The organism is Cobetia sp. 14N.309.X.WAT.E.A4 (genome assembly GCF_030397495.1).
GTDB classification, from domain to species: Bacteria; Pseudomonadota; Gammaproteobacteria; order Pseudomonadales; family Halomonadaceae; genus Cobetia; species Cobetia marina.
This window is the reverse complement of sequence record NZ_JAPNXT010000012.1, coordinates 42347-64920: the sequence shown is the minus strand read 5'-3', so window position 1 is coordinate 64920 and position 22574 is coordinate 42347. Positions and strand designations below refer to the sequence as shown.

The following is a 22574-nucleotide window of genomic DNA, read 5'->3' as shown; positions in this document are numbered from 1 at the left end:
CCGACGAGAAGTGCCGTCATTTGTGGCGCTTTGCGGGATTCCCGTATAGTTGAGTGACATTTTACTGATGGCATGACATCCATGTTGAAACCCCGCGTTCAAGTCCGTCAGAGACAACGTCCACCGCTGCATCTTCTGCCGCTGGGCGGCTGTGGCGAGATCGGCATGAATCTGACGCTATATGGTTACCAGGATCACTGGATCGCCGTGGATTGCGGCATGATGATTCGCCAGGATCTTCCTGAAGGCCCCTTGCAGGTACCCGACACCGAATCGCTGGCAAGCCTGGGCATCTGTCCGGAGATGCTGGTGATTACCCATGGTCACGAAGACCACATCGGCGCCGTTGCCTGGCTGTGGCCGAAATGGCGCTGTCCGATCATCGCCACACCACTGGCCGCGGGCCTGCTGCGGGCCAAGTTCGCGGAACGCGAACTCGAGACGTCCAGCCTGCAGATCATCGAGGTCGATGAAGGCTTCGAGTCCGGGCCCTTCGCCTTGCGCCTGCTGCCGTTGACCCACTCAATTCCCGAGAGCTGCTCGCTACTGATCGTCACACCGGAATATCGCGTGATGCACACCGGTGACTGGAAGCTGGACCCGGAGCCGCTGATCGGTGAGCCCACTGACCCGGAGCGCTATCAGGCGCTGGCGCCGGTCGATCTCGTGGTCGGCGACTCCACCAATGCCCCTCTGCCCGGCCACTCACGCAGTGAAGGCGAGGTGGCGCGTGCACTGGAGAAGACGCTGGCCGGCTGCCGTGGGCGGGTCGTGGTGACCTGCTTCGCGAGCAACCTGGCGCGCATCCTGGCACTGGGTCGTGCGGCGGCTCGCAATGGCCGTCGGGTCACGCTGCTGGGCCGCTCGATGGAACGCATGGTGCGGGTGGCACGCGGACTGGGCTATCTGGAAGATTTCCCGCCGCTGGTGCCGGTAAAGGACCTAGGCTATCTGCCGCCGGAAGAGGTGATGGTGATCGCGACCGGCAGCCAGGGCGAGCCACGCGCGGCACTCTCACGCCTGGCCAACTCGCGCCACCCTGATTTCGAGCTGGCGGCGGGCGACACGGTCATCTTCTCCTCCAAGGCCATTCCCGGCAATGAACTGGCGATCGGCAAGCTGCACAATGCCCTGACCCGTCTGGGCGTCGGCATCATGGAAGAGAAGCAGTTCCCGGATCTGCATGCCTCAGGCCATCCCGCCCAAGAGGAGCTGCGCACCTTCTACGGCTGGCTGAAACCCACGCGGTTGCTGCCGGTGCACGGCGAATACCGTCACCAGCTGGCGCACACCCAGGTAGCACAGTCCCTGGGCATCGAGGCACCGCTGATTCCCGTCAATGGTGACGTGATTCGTCTCGATGCTCAGGGGCTGTCCGTGGAAAAGCGTCTGACGTTGCAGGAGCGGATCATCGAGCACGACAAGGTGCGGCCACTTGACTCGATGGACCGTCGTGCACGAGCGCGTCTCGGACGCCATGGCAGCGTATCGCTCGCCTTGCCCCTGACGCTGCAGGAAGCCGGTTGGGTGCGTATCGGCCGCCTGATGCTGGACGTCAGTGGTACGGCCAGACTGGATGAAGACAGCTTCGCCGAGTGGCTCGATGACACCTTGGCCGGACTCGAGACCACCGACATCGACACCGTGAAACAGCAATTGAACAGCAGAATCAATCGCTGGCTACGCAATCATCTGCGTCACGAGCCGGTGCTCTTTCTGCATGTGATGACCATGGGTGACAGCTGAAGACGCCATGACAGGCAAGCCTGTCAGGCTACTACCATTCCCCCGGCCTTTCACCTGCCTTGAAGCATGAAAAAGCCCGATCGGAAAAATACCGATCGGGCTTTTTCATGCCTGAATGCACGCTGGAACATCCATCAGCAGAGACGTCCCACTCTACCGTCATGACCGCCAGTGTGATCCACCTCATCCACTGGGGCCCCGTGCTGGGCAACGCTTACTGTGCTGACTTGTTCTTCGGCGGACGACCGCGACGCTTCGGCTGGTCACTGACCAGATCATCGACGGAAAGACCCGCTTCGATCATCGCATCACGAATCTCGGCAAGCTTGCGCTCCTTGGCGATTTCTTCTTCGCGACGCTGTTCATCTTCCTCGGCTTTCTGCTCAATGACTTCATTGATGACTTCAGAAAGCTTGTGCAGTTGTTCCATGGACAACTGGCGTGCCGCTGCACGTGCGACATTCTTGTTGCGAGCGATCTTTTCCAGGGATTCTGCGGTCATCTTGCTACCTCCACCATGCGGGCGAAACTGGAATCCAATGAGGGACACGATAGTTGATTGGATGTTGCAGCAAAGTATAAGCCTTAATTGAAAGCTGACAAGCCTTGTCAAAAGCAAGGCAGTGTTGCCACAGCACCGCCCAACAAGAACCCTGCTCGAAGGCAGGGTTCTTGTGAAGGTTTATCGTGTTGTCGAGTGGATATCCCAAGCCAGCCAAGAGATTCAGATGGCGATTTCGTCAGCCACCGGTCATGTTCATGAAGCGGACGATCTGGACATCACCATCGGTCGTGAAGTGGTGACGCTCCGGCTTGAGATGCATCGCCTCGATGATGGCCGCCTTGAGAGGTTCAATATTGCCGGGGTCGCGGCGCATGATGGCACGCAGATCCAGCGAGTGCTCATTGCCCAGACATAGCAGCAGACGCCCTTCTACCGTCACTCGAACACGATTGCAGGTCGAGCAGAAGTTGTGACTGTGCGGTGAGATGAAGCCTACGCGCGTTTCACTGTCTGCCATGCGGAAATACCGGGCCGGTCCCAGACTGTCTTCCAGCGTCGGTATGAGCGCGTGATGCTCCTCTATCCGCGCCTGCACTTCATCGCTGGAACAGAACGTCTCCTCACGTCCGTGATCGGACACCTGCCCAAGCGGCATTTCCTCGATGAAGCTGATATCCAGCCCTTCCTGGCGCGCGAAGTCGACCAGAGAAACGACCTCATGATCATTGCGCCCCTTGAGCACGACAGCATTGAGCTTGATGCGAAAGCCTTCTGCCCGCGCGGCCCGAATACCGGCGATCACCTTGTCGAGATCCCCCGTACGCGTCAGGGCCTTGAAGCGCTCAGAGTCCAGAGAATCAAGACTGATGTTGAGGCGCTGCATGCCGGCGGCCTTGAGACGAGCGGCATGCTTGACCAGGCCCGCCCCATTGGTGGTCATGGAGAAATCCTTCAGCCCGTCAAGCGCGCCGATATCTTCCACCAGAGTACCGATATCGCGTCTGACCAATGGCTCACCACCAGTCAGGCGAATCTTTTCGACCCCAAGCTCCACGAAGGCGCGTGCCAGCAGGGCGATTTCCTCGAGACTCAATACCTCGTCCCGCGGTAGAAATGTCATCTCCTCGCTCATGCAATAGACACAGCGAAAGTCACAGCGATCCGTCACGGAGAGACGCACATAGCGAATGCGACGCCCGAAATCATCGACCAGGGTTTCCATCAACCATCTCCCAGGGTCTGAGGTGTCACAGGAGTCAGGGAATCCTGCTTGGCAGAGTGTGTCCGAGCGCCTTCTGCCGAAGAGTGCCAGCGCTCCAGAGCATCGCGATCACTGGAGCGCTCCTGCACCCAGTAATCGCCAGAGGCGGTATGCTCCTTTTTCCAGAAAGGCGCACGCGACTTGAGGTTGTCCATCAGAAAGTCACAACCGGCAAAGGCGGCCTGACGATGCGCGCTCGCCACCAGCACCAGCACGATATTGTCCATGGGCGCCAGGCGCCCGATGCGATGGATGATACGCGCCCCTGTCAGCGCGAAACGTTCCTGCGCTTCCACCAGCAACGCCTGCAAGCTGCGCTCCGTCATGCCGGGATAATGCTCCAGTGTCAGTGCCTGGACATCGGGGCGTTCATTGAAATCACGCACCAGCCCGGTAAAGGTCACCACCGCACCGATATCCCCCCGAGCATGGGTCAGGGCCGCCTGCTCGGCGCGAATATCGAAATCCGCTGACTGGATGCTGACCGAAAAGGCCCGATCGGCAGTCGCAAGGGGTGTCGTCATCTCAGCCTCCCGTGACGGGCGGGAAGAAAGCGACTTCATCACCGGCCTTCAGAGGATGATCATCACGCACCATGTCCTGGTTCACGGCGCACAGCACGCGCGAGTCATTGAGCGCTTCCAGCTGCGGATCACGCAGTGCCAGGGTGCGCTTGAGCCCACCGACCGTGGCATCGGCCAGGGTGGCAGGGTTGAGCGAGAGTGACTCAAGGTCGAGACGCTCACGCAGCTCGGCCAGAAACAGGATGCGCAGATTGCCGTTCACCGCCGTGACAGGCGACACGTCCTCGGATGCGACTGCCAGGGCGGCCGGCACTCCCGTCGGGGCTGGCGCCTCCTCCTGCATGGCCTCACGCTGCCAGTCACCGCTCTTGCCACCCGTCTTGGTTTCCAGCTGGATGTCGCCGATCACGATGCCCTTGTCCACCGCCTTGCACATGTCATACAGGGTCAGTGCTGCCACGGAGGCAGCCGTCAGCGCTTCCATCTCGACACCTGTGCGGCCGTTGAGGCGACAGAACACCTGTATCTCGACACAGCTGTTCACTTCATCCAGCGTGAAATCGACCGTGACCTTGGAGAGCATCAAGGCATGGCAGAGCGGGATCAGCTCATGGGTGCGCTTGGCTGCCTGGATGCCGGCGATACGCGCCGTGGCCAGCACATCTCCCTTGGGCAGGCCGCCCTCCGCCAACAAGGCCAGCGTGGCAGGCAGCATGCTGACCCGCGCACTGGCACGGGCCTCGCGCCGGGTTTCCTGCTTGTCCGCGACATCGACCATATGGGCTTCGCCGCGGGCGTTGAGATGGGTAAGGCTCATTAGCTGTCTCGTATCCGTATCAGGTCCGCCGGGGGTGGCGGTTACCTCTGTAAGCATGGGCGGTCGTCACGACAGCCCGGTAGATCCTGTTTCGTGGTCTGTCGGCGGCCCGAGGATGTCGGACGACGCGCCGAACTCTGCGTTCGATCGCTCGGCCTGGCAGGCCATCATGACAGGCCACGCGTCCCCAGCCATTGCACCATGACCGGGTCGCCGGTCTGAAGGGAGGCGCAGCCTGCCGGGATCTCGATCAGACACTGCGCTGCCAGCATCGAAGTCAGAATCCCCGATCCCTGACGGCCAGTGGTAGTCACGACCTGACGCCCCTGGTCATCGAGCGTCACCCGGCCGCGATGATAATCGACTCGTTCAGGCCGTGAGCGCAGCGTCTCGCCTGCCACCATCTGCAGACGCGGTGACTGCCAGCATGCCAGGGTCCCAGGATGGTCTGCCGGTGCCGGGCTCAGCGGACCCAGCCCCCCCAGCATGCGCAACGCCGGCAGCACGAACTGCAGATAGGTCACCATGGTGGCGACCGGATTGCCGGGCAGACCGAAGAACGGCACCTGCCGGCCTTCCTCTGCCGCCAGTACGCCAAAGGCCAGAGGGCGCCCGGGACGCATGGCAATCCGCCACAGCGCCAGCTGGCCACAGGCCTCCAGCGCGCTGCGCACATGATCTGCCTCGCCGACCGACACGCCGCCGGAAGTGATCACCAGATCCGCCCGCGCCGCGGCATCTCGCAGGGCAATGCTCAACGCCTCGCGCTGGTCACGCAGAATGCCGAGATCCAGCACCTCGACTCCCTCGGCATGCAAGGCAGCCGTGAGGCTGAAACGGTTGGCATCATAGATGCCGCCGGCCGGCAAGGGCTCTCCCGGCGCCGTCACTTCATCACCGGTCGAGAAGATCGCCACACGCAGCGGACGATGAACGGTGAGTTCGGCCAGTCCCAGCGATGCAAGTACCCCGATGGCCGCCGGCGACAGCCATTGCCCCGCCGAGATCACGTCACTGCCACGGGCGATATCCTCGCCTGCCTGACGCACATTCTGCCCTGCGCGAACGCTGCTGACGCCGTCAATCACGACCTGCTCGGCAGTCTCGGCGTCACCCGCCTGGCTATCGGCATCAAGCATTGAATCAGGCGAGGCATCGGGCGTGAAATAGTCGAGCTGCTCCTGCATGACCACACTGTCAGCCCCCGCCGGCAAGGCCGCACCGGTCGTGATGCGCAATGCCTCCCCCGGAGCCAGGGCGCGCCCCGTCCAGGGGTGCCCTGCCAGCGAGCTGCCGATGACTCGGAGCTGGCATCGATCCCCCTCATCCAGCGCGCCGGCAGCCAGCGACGCGTGGGCCAGCGCGATACCGTCCATCGCGGCATTTGTCTGGGCAGGCACATCCAATGGCGATATCACCGGCTCAGCCAGAGCATGTCCGACGGCCTGGGCGAGTGGCACGCGCTGGGTGGGCCGTGTCGCCGCGAGCTTCGCCAGACTGCCTCCCAGCACCGCAAGCGCCTCGTCGACACTCAGCATCCGCTCACCGAATCTTGGGTCAAAGCACGACAGACTCAAGAGGCCACCTCCTGACGGGGCTGACCGCCATTCAATCGCCATTGCACCGGCCAGGCCGCCACCCAGGCCGCCAAGGCATCGATATCATCAAGGTCCAGCCGCGTCAGATCCGCAGGAAGCGCCACCGGGAACTCGCCATCGGGCTCATCAACTGGCTCATCCATTGAACCTGGCACGGCAAGTGCCCGTATCCAGGGATCATGCAAGGCCCGCAGCGGCTTGCCGACGGCCGCGCGATGCAGCTCAAGCTTGGGCAATGGCCACTGCTTGAACCCCTCGACGAGAATCAGATCCACCGCCAGCCCATCGAGCTGCGCGACAAGCTGCTCCAGATCCGCCTCCTGTTGATCGGGCGTCTCCATCATCAGCGCAAATCGCCGGGCAGAGGCAACCAGCATGGGAGTTGCCCCCGCCGAGCGCAGGCGATGACTGTCCTTGCCCGGCGTATCCACATCAAAGGCATGATGAGCGTGCTTGATGACGGCGACTCGCAGACCACGCTCACGCAAGGCCGGCAGCAACTGTTCCAGCAAGGTGGTCTTGCCCGTGCCGCTCCAGGCGGCGATGCCCAGCAGCGGACAGGCCGAGGCGGCAAGTCTCGCCGCCCAACCGGGTGACATCGTCCCGCCGCCGGTATCAGCGGAAGAGCAAGAATGAGAGACAGTGGACGCTTCGCGCCCCATGGCATCAGTGGGCAACTCGGGCATGACGATTCTCTTGAGGTTTCCGGCGTGCTCACGACGTGATGGCCGATACGATTCGATGATTCTGATGGCATCGACCCACATGTCGGGCCCTTTTCTCTCAGCGCCGCTCATGAGGAGCGTTGGCGACATGATGAAAAAAGGGTGGCCTGCCACAACAGGCTTGCCTGTAAATCTGCAAGTCCAAGGCCAGGCATGCCTGGCGCGGCAGGACAATACGCCGCTGAATTCCAACATGTACGGCAGGTGAGCACTGACCGTGGATCATTATGACTCGCCTGGCCAGCGGAGTGGGGTCGGATGACACGCCTTGAATGTCCTGCGGCTCAGGCTCGGCAGCGGCCGCGCCGCAATGGCAATCGATGCGGGCAGTCTCAGTGGGGGCCGGATTCCATCGCTCTGCACTCATCCAGCGTATTGAGATTGGCGAAGTCTTCGGCCTTGCCCGCCTGCACCGTCAGCCAGACATGTTGCGCGAACCAGCGGTCGATCTTGCGCTCACCTGCCGCCAGAGCGGCTTCCAGTGATGGCAAAAGGCCACGGTGCAGGAGGCAGATGACGGGGTGATAGCGCTCGGCATCGGCGGCCACCGCCAGCAGCGCCGGCTCAGCCGAGGTGTCATCTCCCTGCACACGGTAGCCGGCCAGCCTGTCACCGTTGGCGTGATCTATCAGCGCCACGCTCAGGGTATCCACGAGGTCATTGGGCAGATGCGGCACGTCACAGGCCACCACCATCACCCACTCGGTATGCGCGGCGGCCAGCGCACTGGCCATGCCCATCAGAGGGCCGTGATAGCCCGCCTCACGGTCTTCCACCAGCGGATGACCATAGACGGCATATTCCTGATGCGAGCGATTGGCATTGATCAGCAGCTCACCGACCTGGGGCGTGAGGCGTGCCAGCACATGCGCGATCAAGGGCACCTCATTGAGCATGACCAGCCCCTTGTCGACACCGCCCATGCGCCGAGCCTGGCCGCCGGCCAGAATCACACCGGTGATGTTGGACGGCGTCAGCGAGGCCGCCAGCTGTTCACCACTGGCCGGCAGAGGTGTCACGCCGGGATTGGTTTGGCCATCACGAGAGGGGCCGGAGTTGGCATCAGAGTGGGGTCTGGACATGCGAGAGGGTCTCGATGCAGGCGCGGCGGACGCGCGAGAAAATTCCTCTGATCACGCAAGACACGGGAACCGACGATACCTTTCCCGTGTCGGGCTCAACCAGGCATGCGCTCAGTGTGCAGGCTAGCTTCCGCCAACGTCCAGCGTGCTGTACAGCCATGACTCAGCGCGTTGTCCTGATGCGAGGACAGAATCACCGCGCAACCCGCCTGGGACATCTGCTCGAGACGGATGGCCAGCTGCTCCACGGCGGCCTGGTCGAGATTGGCCGCTGGCTCATCCAGCAGCAGGACGGGAGGACGCGACAGCCAGGCGCGCGCCAGTGCCAGACGTGCACGCTCGCCACCGGACAGCGAGCGTGCCGGCTGACGGGCATGCTCGCTCAGACCGCTCCACTCCAGCATGGCCTCGACCTGATCGCGCTGCTCGCCGGCAGAGCGCCGTTGCGGCTGCCAGCGCGCCGCCAGCACCAGGTTGCCGGCCACGCTGGTATCAAAGAGATAGGGTTGCTGGTGCAGATAGCGTATCTGGCCGGCGGCCCCCTTCTGCCAGCGAAGCTCTCCACCACTGGCAGGCTGCATGCCGGCCAGCACCCTGAGCAAGGTGGTCTTGCCACTGCCATTGTCTCCGCTCAGATGCACCCAGCCGCGCCCCGGGTCTGGCGTCCACTCCAGAGAGGGTATCTGCCACAGCAAGCGGCCAGGGCTCGTGGGAGCGTCAGGCAGACGATACTGCAGGTCACGCACCCACAGCAGACTTTCCTCGGCGAGGGTTCGGGGCTCTGGCACAGACTCTGCCACGGGTTCTGGCATAGCGTCTGGCACGGGTTCTGACGACGAGGTCAGCATGGCCTCATGGGGAGATTCGCCCGGCGAGGAGGATGAGGGCGAAGAGTTGAGGGGGGACATCGAAACTCCAGACGACAATTCAGACTTGCGCGATGCGGTGATCCACGGCACGCCACTCAGACCTGTACGGCCAGCTGACCACGGCCACGCAGCAGCCCCAGCAGCAGATTGAGCACCAGGGCCAATACCAGCAGCACCATGCCCAGGGCGACCCCCTGAGCGTATTCTCCCTTGAGGGTCTCCAGGGCGATCGCGGTCGTGATGTTGCGGGTAAAGCCGGCAATGTTACCACCCACCATCATGGCGCAACCCACTTCCGCGATGATTCTACCAAACGCCGCCACCAACGCGGCCATCACCCCGAAGCGTGCCTCCATCACCAGCCGCCACAACGCCGCAGGCCGGGATGCCCCCAATTGCAATGCGGTTTCCCAGGCACGCCTGTCCACGCCAGCCAGTGCTGCATGCAGCATCACCACCAATATCGGCAGCGCCAGCAGAATCTGGCCCAGAATCATCGCTGGCTGGGTGAACAGCAGATGCCAATCCCCCAGAGGGCCTGCCCGTGACAGCAGAATGAACAGCAGCAGCCCCACCACCACGGTGGGCACGGCCATCAGGGTATTCACCAGCGAGATCAACAGCCAGCGCCCCGGGAAGGCGCAACGCACCAGCACGAAGGCGATCAGCAGAGCCGGCGGTACAGCCACCAGCATGGCCATCAGCGAGACCCGGAAAGAGACGCCGATGATTTCCCAGAGTGCGGCGTCCATGCTCAGCAGGAGGCCCATGGCCTCCTGCGTGGTATGCCAGAGCGTCACGAACGCGGCGCCGCCTGCTGGGTGGCAGTCTCACCGCCGGCTGCCTGACCTGCACCACTGCCATCCGCTGTCTTCTGGGCATCGAAACCGGTTTCACCGTGGCTGGCATGGAACAGCGCCTGCCCCTTGAGACGGAAGTCATCGATCGCCTGCTGACCCTCACGGGAAATCAGCCACTGAGCCAGCGCACGGGCGCCTTCGGTGTTCAGACCTTCATGATTGGCCGGGTTGACCAGAATCACCTGGTAGGGATTGAACAGGCGCGCATCTCCCTCCACCAGCACGGAAAGGTCGAGCTTGTCCTGCATGGCAAGCCAGGTGCCGCGGTCACTCAGGGTGTAATCCTGCAGCTCGCTGGCCATGCTCAGCACCTTGCCCATCCCCTGCCCCACGGCCTTGTATGCCGAGAAGTCGGGGACGACATCGGCGCTCGCCCACAGCGACAACTCCTTCTTGTGAGTCCCGGAGTCATCACCGCGTGACACGAAGCCGGCATTGCTCTCGGCAATTCTGGCCAGGGCCGCGTCCACGTCGGACATGCCCTCGACATTGGCCGGATCCGCCTTGGGCCCCAGCAGCACGAAGTCGTTGTACATCACGCCATGTGGCTCGATGCCATACCCGGCATCGACGAACTTGCGCTCCGCGCCCGGCGCATGCGTCATCACCAGATCCACATCGCCATCCTGCCCCATGCGCAATGCCTTGCCGGTCCCTACGGCGATCACCTGGATAGTGACATCGTTGGCCTGTTCGTATGCCGGCAACAGATTGTCCAGCAGGCCGGAATTGTAGGTACTGGTGGTGGTCGCGAGGCGGATGATGTCACCCGCGGCCTGAGCGGGCTGCAGGCTCAGCGCGCCGAGAGACAGACCGGCGATGGCACCCAGCAGATGGCGGGCGGAGAGGATGTGGCGATGCGGCATGAGGTAGCTCCCTGGCGTGTCATTATCGGGGTGATTCACGAGGGAGATGATCCTCCAGCGGTGGCTGGCCATCTCCCCGCGGCAAGACATTGCAAGCAGCGTGCCCGCAAGGCCACGCTCTCGCCATTCATCTGCAGGCTTGTCCTGCACATGGCCCGCTGGCAATGCCTGGATGCCCGGGTGAGCGCCGGCGAGAATACTGACAGGATATCGCCGCCCTGCCACAGGCGGGTCATCTTGACCCACCCGTGAGCCTGCGCGGGACGACACGATACACTGTTCCTTCGCGCTGGCCACCCGCTCGCGGCCCTGACTCTCGCTGCTGCGATGGCCTCATGCGCGGGCCTCTGGACCTCGCTTCACCCGACACCGTGGTGACTGTGGCCGCGCCGGGCGAAAGCGAATGCCGAGAGAATGGCAAGATCGAGAGAATGGCTAGATAAAGTACCGTGCGCCGCGCGACAATGAGCGAACGAACGCCACCCTGACACGCCATACCCGTATGACCATCGCCCCGATGCACGCCACGCATGATAGAGGAACGCCATGACCGTCCACGCCACCTCTCCCGCACGGGAGGCGCGTCGCGCCACGCACGACCAGGCTTTGCCGACCGCATCGGTCCTGATCGTCGATGACGAGCCGGGCATGCGGCGTTACCTGGAAAAGGCGCTGGCATCCCGCTTCGCGATGATCGAAGCCGTCGAAAGCGTCGAGCAGGCCGAATCGCTGCGCTCGCGCCTGCATTTTGACCTCATCCTGCTCGACATCCGCCTGCCGGGACGTGATGGCCTTGAGTGGGAGGAAGCCCTGTCACCGTCATCGGTCAGCGACGTCATCTTCATGACGGCCTATGCCGATCTCGATACCGCCGTACGTGCCCTGCGCGCAGGTGCCAGTGATTTCATCATCAAGCCGTTCCGCCTCGAACAGCTGCACGCCGCGATAGACCGCTGCCTCGAACGCCGCCAGCTGGCACGTGAGAACTTCCTGCTGCGTCGTGACAATGCACGCCACCAGGGTGAGGAGGCCAGCCTGCAGGGCGAGACCCCCGGCATGCAGGAACTCGCGCAGATCATCGCGCGCGTCGCGCCGGCCCCCTCTCCCGTGCTGATACTCGGGGAATCCGGCACCGGCAAGGAGCTGGCGGCACGCGACCTGCACCGCCTCTCCGGACGGCGCGGTGCCTTCGTACCGGTCAACTGTGGCGCCATCAGTCCGGAACTTCTGGAGAGCGAGCTTTTCGGTCACCTCAAGGGGGCCTTCACCGGCGCCCACCGCGGACGTGATGGGCTGTTCAGCTTCGCCGATGGCGGCACCCTGTTCCTGGATGAAATCGGCGAGATGCCGCTGACCATGCAGTCCAGGCTGTTGCGGGTACTGGAAACCCGACGCGTGCGCCCAGTGGGCGGTGAGCAGGAGCAGGCCGTCGATGTGCGCATCGTGGCCGCCACCCATCGCACGCTCGAGACGGAGGTCGCGGCGGGTCGCTTCCGGGAAGACCTCTACTACCGCTTGAACGTGCTCAGCTTGCGGCTGCCGGCACTGCGGGATCGCCCCGCGGACATTCCTGCCCTGGCTCTGCATTTCTCTCGACAGCTGTCGCGCGAACTGGGACTGCCCGAGGTCCCCTGGGATCACACCGACCTTGCGCGCCTGTGTCGCTATGCCTGGCCCGGCAACGTGCGTGAATTGAAGAATGTCATCGAGCGCGCGCTGCTGCTGGGACGCCTGCCCGGCGATGCCCTCCCGGCCTCCGGCACCTCTCTCACGTCTGGCCATGCCGCGATGCCCGGCGCCTCGGATGCACCAGGTAACGCTGCCGCCCCCCATGCGGGGGGGGAGGCCGACAGCGAGGCTTCACACGGCTATCCGCTGGTGTGGTCGCTGGATCGTGTGGAGCAAGCGCATCTGCGTGCAGTACTGGAGCATCACGCCAACAACAAGTCCGCTGCCGCACGTCAGCTGGGCATCTCGCGCAAGACGCTGGATCGCAAGCTGACCCACTGGCGCGCCGAGGCCGAGAGCGCCATGCCTGACCGCGACTCGTCTCACCGCTCGGCTGATGACCCTGCATGATCCAGCGCCTGCGCCATTACCTTGCCGGCTCGCTGCGCCGCCGCTTGCTGGTGCTGACGCTGGCCCCGCTGCTGCTGTTGCTGCTGGCGCTGGTCGGCCTGACCGCCTATTGGACCACCGCCTACACCGACCGCCAGCTGTACATGAACGTGCGCAGCGACCTCGATGTGGCAAGCCGCACGCTGCAACGTCAGCACCAGCGACTTCGTGACGGCCTGGAAACCCTGCGCCGCAACCTGCGCCAGTCCACCACGCTGCCAGGCTCGACCTCACCATCGACCGAGACACTGGCGCCTCGTCTGAAGGCGTTGCGTGAGACCCTCAACGCCGATTGGCTCCGCTGGCTGCCAGCGGAGCAGCTCGGACAGACGCCCGGCGTCGCCGCCCTGGTTCCGCGCCTTCGCCAGGGCGAGAGCCTGGATGGCCTCGACATGCTCAGCGCCGATTCGCTGGCATCCCTCGACCCCTTGCTGGCAGAGCGGGCCCGCCTGGCCCTGCGCCGGACACCTCATGCACAACCCAGCGCGCGGCGTGAGGAAACGCGCGGCATGCTGTTGCGTGCGCTGGTGCCGATCATGGATTCACGCGGGACGCTCGTGGGCGTGCTTGATGCCGGGCGGCTGCTCAATCGTGACCCGAACCTGGTGGATGAGATCCGCGATCTCCTCTACGGCCCGGGGACGCTGCCGCTGGATGGCACAGGCACCATCACCCTGTTTCTGGACGATGTCCGAATTGCCACCAACGTGACTGACAGCACCGGTGAACGCGCACTCGGCACGCAGGCCTCGCTCGAAGTGACCCGTCAGGTCATCGGTGAGGGGCAGCGCTACGTCAATCGCGCCTTCGTGGTACGCGACTGGTTCGTTGCCGCCTATGCGCCTCTGGATTCTCTGGACGGCCAGCGGATCGGCATGATCTACGCGGGCTACCCCCAGGCACCCTACGTGCGACTCTACCGGGAGACATTGGTCCACATCAGCCTGGTACTGCTGGCGGTCAGCCTGTTGGGAGTTGTACTGGTCTGGGGCGGGGTCGAGCGCCTGATGCGCCCCATTCGCCAGATACGCCATGTGGTGCATGCCGTTCGCGATGCACCCTCCAGTGATGGGCTGCGCATCGGGCCGCTTGCCTCGCTTGGCCCCGAACAGCGTCGCGGTGATGAGCTGGATGAGCTGGCGCAGGAATTCGATACCATGCTGGCGCGGCTGGAGGCGCACCGCAGCGAGATTCAGGCGGCCGCCAATACCCTGGAAGCCCAGGTCGAGGACCGCACGCGTGACTTGAGCGCACAGACGAACACGCTGCGCGAGCGCAGCCAGGCACTGGAGGAGCATGTCCGCCTGTTGCGCGAAGCACGCGCGAAGCTGTTGACCCGCGAGAAGCTGGCAGCACTCGGGGAACTTACGGCAGGCATCGGGCATGAGATCAACAATCCCGCCGCCGTCATCCTCGGGCATGTCGAGTTGATCGAGGTCATTCTCGGCGACCAGGCAGACCCCGTACGCGAGGAAATCGCGACCATCATCCATCAGGTGGAACGGATTCGCGCGCTGGTCGACAACCTGCGCCAGTATGCACGTGACCCACATCAGGCGAGCCACCACGGCGCACAGGCAGAGCTGCCTGACCTGCCGGGCGAGACGCTCCCCACCACGCTGAGCCCCCCGAACCTCAGCCAGATTCATCCAGATGAGGCCATCCATAGCGTCGAAGTACTGGTACGCCATGCCCTGGATCATCACGGACACAGATTGACGCATGAGCTCTCGGCGACACGTCAGATCGAGGCCGACCGCGCCCAGCTGACACAGGTGCTGGTCAACCTGCTCATCAATGCCATCGAGATGGCACCCGGACCGGACACGCTATGCATCACCAGCGCCGATCGCGACGCGACGCTCGCCTGTGTGGAGGAGGATCACTCGCCGGTGATGACAGGAGACCCCGGCGGTGAGGTCGTGGCCGGCATCGAGATCCGGATCACCGATCACGGCAATGGCGTCCCGGAACACCTCAGGGAGCGCATCTTCATCCCTTTCTTCACCACGCGCGCCAACGGCTCCGGCATCGGTCTGTCGGTCTCGTCCGGGTTGATCACGCAACTGGGCGGACGACTGTGGCTGGAAGAGACGCCCGGGGGCGGCGCGACCTTCTGCCTGTGGCTGCCTTGTATCGCGCGGCGTCACCACGAAGACAACCAGGGCCGACACCTGCTCGAGACCCTGAGCGCCGGTGGCAGCAGCCGTGCCAGTTGATCCCCCTGCCCTGCCATCCACCGACCGGAGCCTTTGCCATATGCCATCGGCCAATTCGACTCCCTCTCCAGCCCGCCAGACCTCGACGGCATCCACCGATGAGCCACAAGCCCGTCACGCGAACACGTCGCCGACGCTTGGCCAGCGCCTGCGCATCCTGCGCACCCGCCACGGCCTGTCTCAACGCGAACTCGCCAAGCGCGCCAACGTGACCAACTCGACCATTTCCCAGGTCGAGCAGGATGCCGTCAGCCCCTCTGTCAGCTCGCTCAACAAGATACTCGATGTCTTCCCCGTCTCGCTCAGTCACTTCTTCAGCGACGAGATCCCCGAGGCGCCTGCGCGAGTGCTGCGCCGTGAGGAGCATGCACCATGCGAGGAAAGCCCCGCTGACACGCGACTGCGCAAGATTCCCGACTGGCCTGATGCCTCAGGGCAGCGTCGTCAGAAACCGCAGGTCACGCTGGGGAGGCTTGAAGACCAGGACAGCGTCAGCCTGCAGGCAAGCCATGACAGCCTCTTGCTCGTCACCCGCGGGCGACTGCGCATCGAGCTGCCGGCAGAAGCGCTCGATATCCACCTCAGATCCGGAGATGCCGTGCGGCTGCAGGCCGGAGAGCGCTACCGACTCCACCATGCCCAGGCGCAAGATGCTGATGGGTCTGAACCACTGGACGAGGAAAGCCTGACAGCCTGTCACTGGTCATGCATCGCCAGCGCGGGATAAACCGAAGGAGCCCCCTTTCTTCCCAGCGAGCCACGCATCAATCAAGAATGCCCCTCTTTCCTGCCAGTACCGCGACACGAAAGAGGGGCATTCATCAGAACCGCGATTCACCTGGGCATCCGCTCACTCGACAGGCCGTGAGGGTTCACTCCCCCTCTTTCGCCGGGGGCAGCACCAGATTGAGCACGATCCCCAGAATGGCCGCCAGGCTGACGCCCTGCAGCGTGAACTGGCCACCACCAACCTGCATGCCGCCAATCCCGAAGACCAGAATCAAGGACGCGATCACCAGATTGCGCGGCGCGGTAAGCGAATCACCGGCACGCACCAGGGTGTTCATCCCCACCACGGCGATCGACCCGAACAGCAGGCACATGATGCCACCCATGACAGGGGTGGGAATCGTCTGCAGTACCGCCCCCACCTTGCCGATGAAGGCAAGCGAGATGGCCACGCAGGCCGCGACGGTCATGACACGCGGATTGAAATTGCGCGTCAGCATGACGGCGCCCGTCACTTCCGAGTATGTCGTGTTGGGCGGTCCACCGAACAATGAGGCCGCGCTGGTGGCCAGGCCATCTCCCAGCAGTGTCCGATGCAGCCCCGGCTTCTTCAGATAGTTCTGACGCGTCACGGAGCCGATGGCCACCATGTCACCGATATGCTCCACGGCCGGCGCGATGGCGACCGGAATCATGAACAGGATGGCGGAGAACTCGAAGGTAGGAGCGGTGAAGCTTGGCAAGGCCAGCCACGCCGCCTCCGCCACAGGCGACAGGTCGATCACCCCCATGGCCAGTCCCAGCAGATAGCCGGTGATGATCCCGCCGAGAATCGGGATGAGGCGCCACAGTCCGTGACCGAAGATCGACAGTATCAGGGTGACGGCAAGACTCACCAGCGAGAGGGTCAGTGCCTGTCCATGAGAAATGGTGTCACTGAATTCCCCCGTGGCCATCTGGACGGCGGTCGGTGCCAGCGCCAGTCCGATCACCATGATGACAGGCCCCACCACCACGGCAGGCAACAGGCGATGCACGATGCCGACGCCCTTGAGACGAATGCACTGCGCCAGCAGCACATAGACCAGTCCGGCAACGAACAATCCCCCCATGGTGGCGGGAATGCCGAAGTTGGCGACCGAACTCTGGATGGGAGCGATGAAGGCGAATGACGAGGCGAGAAAGACCGGCACGCTCGCCTTGGTGACGCTCTGGAAGACCAGCGTCCCGACCCCTGCCGTGAACAGCGCGACGTTGGGATCAAGGCCAGTCAGCAACGGCACCAGCACCAGCGCACCGAAGGCCACGAAGAGCATCTGTGCTCCCGTGATCAGCGTCGCCAGCGTGAAAGGCTCCTTCTCAGGAGTCTGGAGAGCATCATGAGAGGCAGAGGAAGCGGAGTCCGGGGCTTGAGAAGACGACATGGCGGAAGATTCTATTCAATGAACTGACGAAGGAAGGCCTCAACCTGACTGCTCAGACAGGTAAGGCAGATACAAAAACGCCCCACGCAAGGCGTAGGGCGTCGAGAGCTCAGGCGAGGCGCTTAGCGCGTGCCGAAGATCTTGTCACCGGCGTCACCAAGACCCGGGACGATGTAGCCATTCTCATCAAGACGATCATCGACGGAAGCCGTGAAGATCTCGATGTCAGGATAGGACTCCTGCACCTTGGCGATGCCTTCCGGTGCCGCGACCAGCACGATCACCTTGATCTGCTGGCAGCCCTTGGCCTTCAGCATGTCCAGCGTGGCGATCATGGAACCGCCTGTCGCCAGCATCGGGTCGATGACGATCGCCAGACGCTCATCGAGATCCGAGACGAACTTCTCGAAGTACGGTACCGGCTCGAGGGTTTCCTCATCACGGTACAGTCCCACCACGCTGATGCGCGCGCTGGGAATCAGGTCCGTCACCCCTTCCAGCATGCCGAGACCGGCACGCAGGATCGGCACGATGGTCACTTTCTTGCCCTTGATGCTCTGGACGTCCAGCTCGTTGCCGCTCCAGGCGTCAATGGTGGTAGTTTCCAGCTCAAGGTCCTGGGTTGCCTCATAGGTCAACAGCTTGGCGACCTCACTGGCCAGCTCACGGAAGCTCTTGGTGCTGATGCCTGCTGCACGCATCAGGCCGAGCTTGTGCTGGACCAGTGGATGATTGATGGCATGGACGCTCATGGAAATACCTCTTGGGACAGAAGATGGTGCTCATGATTGCGCAGCACTACCCCGCCAGCGAGGGACGATGGCAGGCAGAGAGGCTGGCAAATTGGGCGTATTCTAGCCGAGCAGGACTTTGATGTTAAGCGCACCCGACATCGTCACGGGCGAGGCGGTCAAGAAAATCGCCGACGGCTGAACAGTAATCAGGGTAATCGAAGCGCTCAGCCAGAATCTGACGCGCACGTCGGCCCATTTCACACCGAAGCTCAGGACTGGCGATCCATTTATCAAGCACTTCTGCTGCTGCCACTGGCGATATCACCCTGGCCGCAACGATGGCATCCTCGTCAGGCGAATAGACCCTGACCTCTGGCCCGACGAAAGCGAGATCATGCTCTGCAAGTTCACCTATGGATCTGATGGTGGGAAGCACGGCGCCATTCTCTCCCGCGATGACCTGCTCCGGCAGCCCATCGACATTGCCGACGATGGTCGGCACGCCATGCGCCAAGGCTTCCTGCACCACGTTACCGAATGGCTCACGCCAGGAAGGGCAGATGAAAGCATCCAGCGTGCAATAGAATTCCGACATCTCCTTGACCGCGCCATGAAACGTCACGACATCGGCCAGCCCCCACCTTGTCACCAGTGCTTGCAAGGGGTGTCGCAAAGGCCCGTCTCCCGCGATATGCAGCTCCACATTCGCATGGATGTCCCGCAGCAATCTGATGGTCTCGAGCGCCACGACAGGCGCCTTGAGTGCCGTCAGTCGACCGGCAAACCCCAACCGGAAGACGTCGCCGTCATGGGTTGCCGTCACCTGCGGTAGCGACATGGCATTGCGTGCCACAAGCGCCGGGCACTCCTCTGATAGACCTAGCTTCAGCTGGAGCATGCGCAGTGATGCATGGGAATTGCAGATGACGCCGGACCAGCGTTCCACGTAGCGCTGGATATCGGGAGCCGGCTCGATGAACCAGGCGCTGCCTCTCTCGAAATGCACGATGGGTACGTCATTTGGGAGAGCAATGGGGAAGTTGCGATATTTATTCCAGATGACCAACTGCTCAAGCGTCAATGATTTCAGCAATTTCCGCTGATACGTAGAACGCAACCATGGAATCTGCCTGGGAAGATTGATGCCACGAGGTCCCTTGACGGAATGAATTCGCCAGAAATGATCACTCAATTCTTCTTGTACGATAGGGTGGATTCGATCGGTCATCGGAAGGACATGATAATCATTTCCGGCTTCCAGCATGGTAGTGAAGAAGCGTGAAAAGTGACGTTCCACTCCGCCCAGATTTCTCAGGCTGACGAGATGACCTATCTTCGGCTGACTTCCCATGGCGCCCCTTCTATGTGAATGCGTCCCTATCGGAAGCCAACATTATCACAACGGAAACATCAGCACCGCGCCATGCCTGACATCCCCGATGACTCACCTGCCCTCTCATGAGAGGATGAGTCCACATCCAACCTCCGACAATCATTGCTCAAGAAGGATACCCAAAATTGGCAAAGTCCTGTGCATAGAGGATGGCCAACTTCTCTCGCGTGGCAGACGCCATACTTTCCTGAGCCACACGACAGCGGACATCCCCCTTGTTGCGATGAGCAATGGAGGAATCGATACCCAGCTTCTCAGCGACAATCTTGAAGTCCTGATCCAGCGTCTCGAAATGTCCCAGGAAATCCACCATCAACCTGTCATCTGCCGACATGATGAAAGAAGATTGAGAGTGGAATAACAGATGACTGCGAAAAGCACCTTGCCAGAGCCCGTTTTCCACAAAGTCATCAAAGCCACGATACTTTGCGAGTGAGGCTGCCACGCGACTGTCCTCAGGCCCCTGATTCCCACCCTTCAATATATAATGGTATGCGGAAAAAGCGCGATCATAGGGATTTCGCACAAAGGAGAACTTGAAGTAATTATTGAATTTCTTGCTATCTGCTTTTTTATAAGTTTGCCAGGAAACATGATCTCTGCCTTTTTCACTCTTCTTTCCCAATGCGGCTAGAACCGAGGTCCCGGCGGCCTTGGGAATATGTATGAAAATACATTTGTTGCGATCAAAGTGTTTACGATAAGGGAATTCGTGCTTCAACCACATGACAAGCCTCATACATAGATTGCGAATGATCCATCACCTTGCCGCAAGAGTAGGCAAACAATACGCATTTTTCGTGTACATACCGTCAAAAAAAGGAAGAAGTAGATCATGCGCCAGCGCAATGTTACAGTACATGGAAATAGACTTACGGTGTGACCATCAGCCATGCTCCATATTTTTATATCGTGCGATGAAAACTATGCGCCTCATCTAGCCACGACTATCATGTCCATACTTGATAACTGTCAAAAGCCAGAAGCGCTGAGCTTCATCATTGGTGATGGAGGACTGTCGTCCGACACCATTTCCAGATTGCACGCAATGATCGCGCCCTACCAGTCACAGATCACCTTTACTTACCTGCACGAGAGCAAGTTTGAAGGACTGGAGGTCAAACGTTACGGGCTTTCCATCTATTTCAGATTATATCTGAGTGAGGTCATCGACCCTTCCATTCAACATATCGTATGCATTGATTGCGATACTATCGTCGTGGACGATATCACGACGATCATGGATGACCTGCCGACCCAGGACTTCACGCTGGCCGCTGTGGAGAATATTGGCCGATCTCCTTATAAATCATTGGGCCTGGAGAAAGGCAAATACTTCAACTGCGGCTTGATGTTGATCAACATGCCTCGCTGGAAGGAATATAATATTGGCGAGAGGGCATTATATTTCTTGAGAAAACACCCCGAACTCTGTCTATATCCTGAACAATCCGCACTGAATAAAATTCTCGACGGCCAATGGACACAATTACCGTTGGTCTGGAATGCTCAACGTCCTGCTTACAAGATTCTTGAGAAAAGAATGGATGAACAGCATAGAGCGGAACATGAATTCCTGGAGTCCATCGAGAAACCCAAGATGATTCACTACATGGGAAAAGGCAGCAAGCCTTGGGAATATGGCTCACTGCATCCATTGAAGGATGTTTACTTTTATTATAGAGCCAAGACGCCATGGGCCTCTGGCAATATCGTCAACAACAAGACACTCAAGAAATCCATTCTGTCTTATATTGAATTGCAGAAGTTATACAAGTACCACAAAAGAAGATCCATGAGCCAGGAGTTGCTTGACGCTCATCGATAACGATTTCCTTGAATGGCATCTCTCGGAGATGCCATTCAATTCATCATCATGGCCGCCTCTTGATTACCGCTTGTCCACTACCTCGGCAATGAAGTCACCAATCCCCTGGCAGTACCGTTGCTGACAGAAATCTCGTGCGATGATCTCGCGGGCGACCGTCCCCATCTCTCTCCGCTGCTCCGGGCTTTCCGCCCAACGCTGCAGGACATCGGCAATGGCGGCCGAGTCCAGGACATGCGCCTGCACGATGGCATCGCGCTCGGGTGAATAGACTCTGTCCGGCCCCTGGACGAAGTCTTCTCCATAACGGGCGAGCTCACCCTTCGGGCGTCCGGGTGTCAGCACCTCACCATTGAGGCCGGAGGTGATCTGCTCCGGCAATCCATCGACATTGCCGACGATCGCAGGCACTCCATGCGCCAGGGCTTCCTGCACCACATTGCCGAACGGCTCGCGCCAGGAAGGACAGATGAAGGCATCGAGGGAAGAATAGAATTCACTCATGTCACTGAGCAGGCCACAGAAGCGGACACTATCTTCAAGCCCCCACTCGATGACCAATGACTTGAGAGCCGCCTCCAGCGTCCCCGTACCAGCGATCCAAAGCTCAGCATGGGGCACACTGACCTTGAGATCTCGCAGCGCCTCGATGGCAATCACTGGCGCCTTGAGGCCGGTCAGGCGTCCTGCAAAACCGATTCTGAATCGCGAAGCCGGATGCGTGGATGCCTTCTCGGGCAGCACGATGGAATTGCGCACCACCTTGCAGGGCAAGGTGTCACGGATGCCGAGCGACAATTGCAACATGCGACTGGCGGCATGGGAGTTGCAGATGATGCCATCGAGCCTCGAGAGGTAATCCTCGACCTCGGGGGTAGGCTCCACGAACCAGGCAGCGCCATGCTCGTAATGGATGAGGCTGATGTGCTCAGGAAAATGCAGAGGATGGTGACGCAGCTTGTTCCACACCACGATTGCCTGCATCTCTTCATCATCGAGCAATCGCACCTGGCAGTTATCCCGCAGCCAGGGGAGCTGACGCGGGATCTTGATACCGAGATAGCGCTTTATATCGTGCACGCGACCTGGAAAGTCCGCATAGACGGACTGCAGCATCGGATGAATCTCGGGGGTCTGCAACAGCACATGATGATCACGCTCATTGGCGGCCATGCGATAGAAATTGGTGAAGGTGCGCTCGGCCCCTCCCAGATTCTTGAGACTGATCAGATGACCCGCGCGAGGTCCTTGCAATGTCGGATGCGTCAATGTGGTT

General features: G+C 61.3%; 20 protein-coding genes. 5 read left to right on the top strand and 15 right to left on the bottom strand.

The window, feature by feature from the left end; translation table 11 throughout:
- Positions 1–165: 165 nt before the first annotated feature.
- A complete protein-coding gene (locus tag OW493_RS14580; protein ID WP_084209644.1) occupies positions 166–1746 on the top strand; it encodes a ribonuclease J in 1581 nt (526 codons plus the stop codon).
- A gap of 214 nt (positions 1747–1960) precedes the next feature.
- Here OW493_RS14580 and OW493_RS14575 read toward each other — a convergent pair whose 3' ends face one another.
- The 10 genes from OW493_RS14575 to OW493_RS14530 form a co-directional block, all read right to left on the bottom strand.
- Complete coding sequence (locus OW493_RS14575; RefSeq protein WP_077374537.1) at positions 1961–2248, bottom strand: hypothetical protein; 288 nt, start codon at positions 2246–2248, stop codon at positions 1961–1963.
- Positions 2249–2486: 238 nt separating this feature from the next.
- Positions 2487–3476: a GTP 3',8-cyclase MoaA gene (gene moaA / locus OW493_RS14570; RefSeq protein WP_084208155.1), complete on the bottom strand. Its 990-nt coding sequence runs from the start codon at positions 3474–3476 to the stop codon at positions 2487–2489.
- The gene (locus tag OW493_RS14565; protein ID WP_077374541.1) at positions 3473–4036 is read right to left on the bottom strand and encodes a molybdenum cofactor biosynthesis protein MoaE; all 564 of its coding nucleotides are present in this window, start codon (positions 4034–4036) and stop codon (positions 3473–3475) included. The genes moaA and OW493_RS14565 overlap by 4 nt, the downstream gene beginning before the upstream one ends.
- A 1-nt stretch (position 4037) precedes the next feature.
- Positions 4038–4853, bottom strand: a complete 816-nt coding sequence (gene moaC, locus OW493_RS14560) for a cyclic pyranopterin monophosphate synthase MoaC (RefSeq protein WP_077374543.1) — start codon at positions 4851–4853, stop codon at positions 4038–4040.
- A 167-nt stretch (positions 4854–5020) separates the two neighbouring features.
- Positions 5021–6430, bottom strand: a complete 1410-nt coding sequence (gene glp / locus OW493_RS14555) for a gephyrin-like molybdotransferase Glp (protein WP_289864681.1) — start codon at positions 6428–6430, stop codon at positions 5021–5023.
- Positions 6427–7050: a molybdopterin-guanine dinucleotide biosynthesis protein B gene (gene mobB / locus OW493_RS14550; RefSeq protein WP_191237472.1), complete on the bottom strand. Its 624-nt coding sequence runs from the start codon at positions 7048–7050 to the stop codon at positions 6427–6429. The genes glp and mobB overlap by 4 nt, the downstream gene beginning before the upstream one ends.
- A 458-nt stretch (positions 7051–7508) precedes the next feature.
- Positions 7509–8258 (bottom strand): molybdenum cofactor guanylyltransferase MobA, encoded by a 750-nt coding sequence (mobA, locus tag OW493_RS14545; protein ID WP_289864679.1) that lies wholly within the window; start codon positions 8256–8258, stop codon positions 7509–7511.
- Between the two features lie 95 nt (positions 8259–8353).
- Positions 8354–9046: an ATP-binding cassette domain-containing protein gene (locus tag OW493_RS14540; protein ID WP_289864677.1), complete on the bottom strand. Its 693-nt coding sequence runs from the start codon at positions 9044–9046 to the stop codon at positions 8354–8356.
- A 176-nt stretch (positions 9047–9222) separates the two neighbouring features.
- Positions 9223–9897 carry an ABC transporter permease gene (locus OW493_RS14535; RefSeq protein WP_205632739.1) on the bottom strand — a complete coding sequence of 225 codons (675 nt, stop codon included), beginning with the start codon at positions 9895–9897 and terminating at the stop codon, positions 9223–9225.
- Between the two features lie 26 nt (positions 9898–9923).
- Positions 9924–10853 (bottom strand): substrate-binding domain-containing protein, encoded by a 930-nt coding sequence (locus OW493_RS14530; protein WP_289864673.1) that lies wholly within the window; start codon positions 10851–10853, stop codon positions 9924–9926.
- A 546-nt stretch (positions 10854–11399) separates the two neighbouring features.
- Here OW493_RS14530 and OW493_RS14525 point away from each other — a divergent pair.
- From OW493_RS14525 to OW493_RS14515, 3 genes are read left to right on the top strand one after another with little or no spacing between them, the layout of a single operon-like run.
- The gene (locus OW493_RS14525; RefSeq protein WP_289864671.1) at positions 11400–12932 is read left to right on the top strand and encodes a sigma-54 dependent transcriptional regulator; all 1533 of its coding nucleotides are present in this window, start codon (positions 11400–11402) and stop codon (positions 12930–12932) included.
- Positions 12929–15190 carry a cache domain-containing protein gene (locus OW493_RS14520; RefSeq protein WP_289864668.1) on the top strand — a complete coding sequence of 754 codons (2262 nt, stop codon included), beginning with the start codon at positions 12929–12931 and terminating at the stop codon, positions 15188–15190. Before OW493_RS14525 ends, OW493_RS14520 begins: the two co-directional genes overlap by 4 nt.
- Before the next feature lie 40 nt (positions 15191–15230).
- On the top strand, positions 15231–15917 hold the full coding sequence (locus tag OW493_RS14515) for a helix-turn-helix domain-containing protein (protein ID WP_289864666.1): 687 nt from the start codon (positions 15231–15233) through the stop codon (positions 15915–15917).
- A 145-nt stretch (positions 15918–16062) separates the two neighbouring features.
- Here the strand turns inward: OW493_RS14515 and OW493_RS14510 are convergent, their stop codons facing one another.
- From OW493_RS14510 to OW493_RS14495, 4 genes are all read right to left on the bottom strand, one after another.
- Positions 16063–17343 (bottom strand): uracil-xanthine permease family protein, encoded by a 1281-nt coding sequence (locus tag OW493_RS14510; RefSeq protein WP_289864663.1) that lies wholly within the window; start codon positions 17341–17343, stop codon positions 16063–16065.
- Positions 17344–17465: 122 nt separating this feature from the next.
- Entirely contained in the window at positions 17466–18095 is a 630-nt protein-coding gene (gene upp, locus OW493_RS14505; protein WP_077374565.1) for a uracil phosphoribosyltransferase, read from the bottom strand.
- Between the two features lie 124 nt (positions 18096–18219).
- Positions 18220–19428: a glycosyltransferase family 4 protein gene (locus tag OW493_RS14500; protein ID WP_289864661.1), complete on the bottom strand. Its 1209-nt coding sequence runs from the start codon at positions 19426–19428 to the stop codon at positions 18220–18222.
- A 148-nt stretch (positions 19429–19576) separates the two neighbouring features.
- Positions 19577–20197, bottom strand: a complete 621-nt coding sequence (locus tag OW493_RS14495; protein WP_167592976.1) for a sulfotransferase family 2 domain-containing protein — start codon at positions 20195–20197, stop codon at positions 19577–19579.
- Between the two features lie 165 nt (positions 20198–20362).
- On the opposite strand from OW493_RS14495, the gene OW493_RS14490 reads away from it, so the two are divergent.
- Positions 20363–21298 carry a glycosyltransferase family 8 protein gene (locus tag OW493_RS14490; RefSeq protein WP_136938673.1) on the top strand — a complete coding sequence of 312 codons (936 nt, stop codon included), beginning with the start codon at positions 20363–20365 and terminating at the stop codon, positions 21296–21298.
- Positions 21299–21361: 63 nt separating this feature from the next.
- Here OW493_RS14490 and OW493_RS14485 read toward each other — a convergent pair whose 3' ends face one another.
- Complete coding sequence (locus OW493_RS14485) at positions 21362–22552, bottom strand: glycosyltransferase family 4 protein (RefSeq protein ID WP_289864657.1); 1191 nt, start codon at positions 22550–22552, stop codon at positions 21362–21364.
- Between the last annotated feature and the right edge of the window lie 22 nt (positions 22553–22574).